The sequence below is a fragment of the Neobacillus drentensis genome (genome assembly GCF_036962765.1).
In the GTDB taxonomy this organism is placed as follows: domain Bacteria; phylum Bacillota; class Bacilli; order Bacillales; family Cytobacillaceae; genus Neobacillus; species Neobacillus drentensis_C.
The window spans coordinates 1-6,225 of the sequence record NZ_JBALOS010000112.1 but is presented as its reverse complement, the minus strand read 5'-3'; the positions used below and the strand labels follow the sequence as shown (position 1 = coordinate 6,225).

The window sequence follows — 6,225 nt, the reverse complement described above, 5'->3', positions numbered from 1 at the left end:
GTTTTGTATTGTTTAGTTTTATTTATTATTTAAGCTATATCTTGGAAAGTTGAGTTGCTTTTTAATATTGCATAAATCCATTGTATAAGCTTGTTCGCACAGGCTATTACAGCTACTTTATAAGGATTGCCTTCTTCACGTTTCTTATCATAGAACTCTCGTAACCTCTTGTTACGCGGGATGATTTCTTGAGTCGTTTTCTTTTTACGACAATCACGAATGGCACATTTAACCGCCAAATATAAGGCACGCCGTAGCCTACTTGACCCTCTTTTTGTTATTCTGTTTACGGTCCCTTTGAACCTGCCAGATTCAAAGATACTAGGGTCAATTCCGGCAAATGCTACAAGTTTTTTAGGGTGATTAAACCGATCAATCTCACCAATTTCAGAAATAATCGTTGCCGCGATTTTTTCTCCGATACCAGGGATTGATTGGATAATCTTATATTCTATAAGTTCTTTTGCTAAAGCATCTATCTCATTCTCAAACGTAGATAGGTGCTTTTGGTATTCTAAAAGCATATTGATATACATTTTTAAGGTTAAAATTTGGCTTTGATATAAGATTTTTTGAAAAGGATTCCGAGCTGCTGCAGCTATAAGTTTCTTTGCTTTTTCATCCGCCCACCTTCGAGAACGACTTTTACAATGATCCTTGATTCTAGTTGCTATGGTTTCTTCACCAGCTTCTAAGACATCGTTAGATGTAGGATAATCTAATAAAGTTAGTAAAGAAACAACTGAATATAAATCCCAAAAAACACCTCTATACTCAGGAAAAACCTGATCAAGGACTGCTTGAAACTGTAGCTTGGTTTGTACAAATATTCCTGTTAAGTTTTCGTGTTGTCTTGTTAGATTACGAAGGTTTAAGAGTTGAATTCCACGTTTTTTATATGGCTCTAAATCCTCTTTATAGTACATTTCACAGAGATGACTTGCATCGATTATATCTGTTTTTACTTTCCGTAAATTCGAGCTCTTGGCACGATAGGAGATGAGCGGATTAACTATAATTAATAAATAATCTCTGTCCTCAAAATACTGAACAACCGGTGTATGATAATGTCCTGTAGCTTCCAGAATAATCGGAGGTTTAATCCCTGTTAAGTTCTCAATTTCTCTTAAATATTGATGTAACATATCTAATCCCTCAAGGGTGTGTGATACTTTAAAACTACTTTTGTAAGGTTTTTTCTTATCCAAGAAAGCTTGTACCTGACTTTCACCTTTTGCTACATCCAGACCAATGACTGGATTCATTCTAGATCTCCTCCTCCAAAATAAAATTACCGGTACCCCTAATTCCTTCTTGCAGTATCATAGCTTCGCTTGTTATACGAGATCCATAGTCCCAACCAGCCTCAATCATGTTTCTACAAGTAGGGGGCGAACTGTTTAGTTGACGGGATCCAAGTCCCACGGGTGCTTACGTTCTACCCCGGCTACCGTTATAATAAAACCAAATAAAAATTGGTCAACCAGAAATATCTGGGTGAACTTATAATACGAACGGATGCTTTAGTAAAAAATAAGGAGCCATTTTTGAAGTAATTTCGTGTTTTTCAATATACTACAATCGGGCGCCTTTCTTGAATAAAAAGGTGTCTTCTTTTATTACGTATAAAATTATATATAATATGAAAACTAAATTTATCCACGTTAAGAATAAGGTAGTGATGCTATGATACAAGATAAGGTGATAATAATTGGTTTATTAGGTGCTCTGTCAACAATACCAGGAGAGATTGCTTCGAGGTTACTTGCTTATTTTGGCATTGGTAAGTTTGGTATTTATGAATTGGCAAGTTTTATTATTACATTAAATAGGCCTGTATTTATCTTAGGATTAATTGTAGATTTTTTAGTTGGTTGTGTTTTTGCAGTCTTACTCTACTATATATTTGAAAAGTTGGGTTCATGCCATTTAGTTATTAAAACTACTGGGTGCAGTTTACTGGCCTGGTTAGTATGTGAACTTTTATTCACAGCAATAATAGAAGGCAAGTATATTAGTATTAGACCCATAAATGATTATTATTCCCATATTTTCAGTGCCATAATTTTTGGTATTACAGTAGGACTGTTGCTAAAAAAATTTATATTTAAGAAGTTAAATTCATGATAAGTTTAACCCTTTTAAGAACTCCTCAAGTACTACTTCTTGGTGATACCCACTAATCATAACAAGCGAACTAAAATACTTTTGTATCGGTACCCGATTAAAGTTCAATACCCGGTTATGCTATGGTGAGTATCGAATTCAATTGCTCGATTAACCTACAGCATTGTTCTCCATTATGGATTTGCATTTTTAACGTACATTTGCATGCTACATCTGGCATACATAAATTGGAGCATATGAGGTAGTTTTTGTGACTATCGGGTGCTTTTATTGAACAAGTACTTGTTTAAAAAAAAATTCAAAGAATGTTGATAAACCCACCAACATCCCTTTTGTGTTGTCAATTACACTCCACACATTGTGAAGCGGTCGCGTGGTTGGAGTTGGTATAATAGAAAAGCAGTTGATATAGAAAAATCTATACCATCTGCTTTTTTGTTTATAAAAATACCATTCAGGACCGATTTTCGTTAAAATAAACATTGTCGATTTTCACAATAGTTTTTCACAAATAATAACTGTACAAATGTCTTGTGTTTGATAAAAAGTTATAAAGCATGATATAAGTGTAGAAGAAGTGGAACATTAGGCTTTATATTTTTTGACCGATTGTTTAAAGTTGTATCCATAGTGAGAGGATTTGAGTTTGAAATGATAGATAATTTTTGGCGTGATTTACCACGGCCATTTTTTGTACTTGCACCAATGGAAGATGTGACAGATGTTGTTTTCCGTCACGTAGTAAGTGAAGCCGGCCGTCCGGATGTATTTTTCACAGAGTTTACCAACTCGGATAGCTATTGTCATCCAGAGGGCATGAAAAGTGTGCGTGGCCGATTAACTTTTACAGAAGATGAACAGCCAATGGTGGCTCATATATGGGGGGATAATCCCGAATATTTCCGTCAAATGAGTATTGGCATGGCCGAGCTAGGATTTAAAGGCATCGATATTAATATGGGCTGCCCTGTACCGAATGTGGCATCGAGAGGGAAAGGTAGTGGCCTTATTCTGCGTCCAGACGTTGCGGCAGAACTTATTCAAGCAGCAAAAGCGGGCGGACTTCCTGTCAGCGTGAAAACTCGACTTGGCGATAAGGAGGTTCAGGAGTGGGAGGAGTGGCTAACGCATATTTTAAAACAGGATATTGCGAATCTTTCTATTCATTTACGTACAAGAAGGGAAATGAGCCAAGTAGATGCGCATTGGGAGCTGATTCCGGAAATCAAAAAATTACGTGACCTTATCGCACCAAATACGTTACTAACAATCAATGGAGACATTCCTGACCGTCAAACTGGGCTGCAGCTTGCTGAACAATATGGTATTGATGGCGTTATGATCGGGCGAGGTATTTTTAAAAATCCTTTTGCTTTTGAAAAAGAGCCCAAAGAGCATAGCAGTAAAGAATACCTTGATCTTTTAAGACTGCAGCTTGATCTTCAAGATCAATATGCGGAAGTACTGCCACGTTCCATCACAGGGCTTCATCGCTTTTTCAAAATTTATGTCAAAGGATTCCCTGGAGCTGCTGAATTAAGAAATCAATTGATGAACACGAAATCAACAGATGAAGTGCGTGCATTGCTTGATAACTTTGGAAAGAATGTTGATGGGACGGGGACAGTGAAATGATGTAACTCTCAAAAAGTTAGCGAAAAAATGAATCACATCAACTCATGTGTACTTATTTTATTCAGTTTCAAGTTCCATTGCAGCCGGCAACTTTTGATTTGTTAAAGTCTGTTTTCTGAAAGAAAAAGATCTCAAGAATGTAATAAACCCACCAGCACCCTTGTGTTGCCACATACACTCTGCACATTGTGAGGCTGTGGCGAAAATTGAATTGGTATGAGAGTAACAGCCTTGTCCATTAGCGATAAGGCTGTTTTTCCGTAATTTGAGTGGTATCAGTAACTGTCTTTCTTTGCGTCTTTAGTAATAATATTACGGAGTTATTCCCAAATATATAGATTATCCTCCTGTATGGTATCCAATAGGGTATGGACTTGATGGTTGTAGTCTAGTTATTAAACCATAAACTGAGAATAAAGGTTCAATTTATTGGTTAGATATTGGTGTGGAACAAGATGATTCAAACGGCTATTTAAACTTTAATTTGATAAAATGATTTGACCATTTTTTCGTTGCACAAGGTTGCAAGTTTTTGGAGTGTAGTCTTTTTTCTTTATAGAATGGTTCGATTAGCAGTTTTAATAAATATAAGCAACACATCTATTATTGTATAAACGGGGCCTTCTTTTTAGGAATATTGGTGGTAATGATTATACTTGTGGGAATGTATTTTTTAACTATTTATTTAGTTAACGGGTACTTATGTTAAAGATGGGATGGCTGAGGCGATCCCGTTTTCTTATTGAGCTAATGGGACAGTTTAGTTGAACAAAATTTAAATCTGTAGTTTAATTTATTGCAGAAGATTCAAAAAAATAGGGGGGACTTAATTTGGAAATGTGGATTAATAAAGGATTTTCAATTTCTACAAATAAAGAGTATTTAGATTTAACATTAATACATACCTACTTGAGTCAAGAAGCCTACTGGTCAAAGGGGATACCCAAGCAAATAGTAAAAAAGGCAATTGAAAATTCTCCGTTATGTTTTGGAGTTTATAAAGGTGAAGTAGGTAAAGACGTTATTGAACAAGTTGGTTTTGCAAGGGTAATTTCTGATTTAGCAACTTATGCCTATCTTAGTGATGTGTTTATATTGCCAGATTATCGGAAGTTAGGGTTATCAAAATGGTTAATGGGTATTATCACAAACCATTCCGAATTACAGGGAGTTCGTAGATTTATGTTAGCTACTAATGATGCACATTCATTATATAACCAATACGGTTTTGAACAGATTGATAATCCAGAACTATTTATGCAAAAGGTACTTAAAAATCCATATCAACAATAAAAAACTCTTCTAACGATTGCAAGAGATCAAGATCCAGCTCCCATTATCGGCTTTTCTTGTTTCGCTAACGAAGCAGGTTAGTTTAACAAAAAAATGGATGGTTATGGTAAAATGAGTTTGGTAAAATTAATTTGGTAATGGTGAATATATGGAAAATGTAGTTACTATTTTAGGAATACCTTTTTCTAAAATGACACTAAATGAAACGATTATAATGTTAGAGGAACAATTACAAAAAGAAAATACCAACCTTTTTCATCTAATTACTGTAAATCCAGAGATGGCGATTACTTCACAATCGGATATTGATTTTAGAAAAGTCATTGAGGAAGCTGATCTAATTACTCCCGATGGAATTGGGATAGTGTTAGCATCCAGGAGAAAAAGAAACCGGATTCCAGAGAGAGTAACGGGGTTTGATCTCCTTCATACCCTTTTAGAAAAGGGAAATAAGTACGGTTGGAGTTTCTATTTTTTAGGAACAGATGAGTATACTAACAAAAAAGCTGTTGAGGAAATAAAACATTTGTATCCCAATGTTATAATAACTGGCAGGCATAATGGGTTCTTTTCACGGGAAGAGGAGCCTTTTATAATTTCATCAATTAAAAAGTCTAAACCGGAAATCTTAATAGTCGCTATGGGGGCACCTTTTTCTGATAAATGGATTTTCAAAAATAAGCAAGATTTATCGCAAGTTAAAGTAGTATTTGGTGTTGGAGGAAGTTTAGATGTGATTGCCGGTAAAGTTAAAGCTACACCAAAACTATGGAAGAGACTAAACTTGGAATGGTTACATAGGTTAATTACTGTGCCTGTTGCTAAAGGACAGAAATCACGATGGGTAAGACAGTCCGCAATTCCTAAATTTATTTATCAATCCATTATTAGGAATAACTAAACTAACAGGGGAATTATGTTAAAGATGGGATGGCTGCGGCGATCCCATCTTCTTATTGTACTAACGGGTGCAAGAGTTTAAGATTAGTGGCTGCTTCGGCAGCTTTTTTTGCTTGTTCCACTAACGGGCCAGGTTAGTTGAAGATTGCTTTGACCTTTGTTCAACAATTGGGCCATTTAGTTGAAGATCTCATCAGATAAGTAATAATATTTACAGGAATAATTCATTCTGATAAAGAATATTAAACAATGTGATGATAAGGAGGCGAT

General features: G+C 35.5%; 5 protein-coding genes. 4 read left to right on the top strand and 1 reads right to left on the bottom strand.

Translation table 11 applies throughout. From position 1 onward, the window contains the following. Nucleotides 1-29: 29 nt before the first annotated feature. Nucleotides 30-1,265: an IS110 family transposase gene (locus tag V7137_RS14760; protein WP_335698792.1), complete on the bottom strand. Its 1,236-nt coding sequence runs from the start codon at nt 1,263-1,265 to the stop codon at nt 30-32. A 421-nt stretch (nt 1,266-1,686) separates the two neighbouring features. Here V7137_RS14760 and V7137_RS14755 point away from each other — a divergent pair, with 421 nt between their 5' ends. The 4 genes from V7137_RS14755 (at nt 1,687) to V7137_RS14740 (ending at nt 5,956) form a co-directional block, all read left to right on the top strand. Next, nucleotides 1,687-2,127 carry a hypothetical protein gene (locus V7137_RS14755; protein WP_335698791.1) on the top strand — a complete coding sequence of 147 codons (441 nt, stop codon included), beginning with the start codon at nt 1,687-1,689 and terminating at the stop codon, nt 2,125-2,127. Between the two features lie 630 nt (nt 2,128-2,757). Continuing rightward, nucleotides 2,758-3,762: a tRNA dihydrouridine synthase gene (locus tag V7137_RS14750; RefSeq protein WP_335698790.1), complete on the top strand. Its 1,005-nt coding sequence runs from the start codon at nt 2,758-2,760 to the stop codon at nt 3,760-3,762. An 837-nt stretch (nt 3,763-4,599) separates the two neighbouring features. After that, nucleotides 4,600-5,055, top strand: coding sequence for a GNAT family N-acetyltransferase (locus V7137_RS14745; RefSeq protein ID WP_335698793.1), 456 nt, complete (start codon nt 4,600-4,602; stop codon nt 5,053-5,055). A gap of 148 nt (nt 5,056-5,203) precedes the next feature. Continuing rightward, nucleotides 5,204-5,956, top strand: coding sequence for a WecB/TagA/CpsF family glycosyltransferase (locus V7137_RS14740; RefSeq protein WP_335698789.1), 753 nt, complete (start codon nt 5,204-5,206; stop codon nt 5,954-5,956). The last annotated feature ends 269 nt before the right edge of the window (nt 5,957-6,225 follow it).

Bases quoted from the DNA above. Each gene is read 5' to 3' on its own strand.
- V7137_RS14760 (WP_335698792.1), bottom strand. From the start codon at position 1,265: ATGAATCCAGTCATTGGTCTGGATGTAGCAAAAGGTGAAAGTCAGGTA.
- V7137_RS14755 (WP_335698791.1), top strand. From the start codon at position 1,687: ATGATACAAGATAAGGTGATAATAATTGGTTTATTAGGTGCTCTGTCA.
- V7137_RS14745 (WP_335698793.1), top strand. From the start codon at position 4,600: ATGTGGATTAATAAAGGATTTTCAATTTCTACAAATAAAGAGTATTTA.
- V7137_RS14740 (WP_335698789.1), top strand. From the start codon at position 5,204: ATGGAAAATGTAGTTACTATTTTAGGAATACCTTTTTCTAAAATGACA.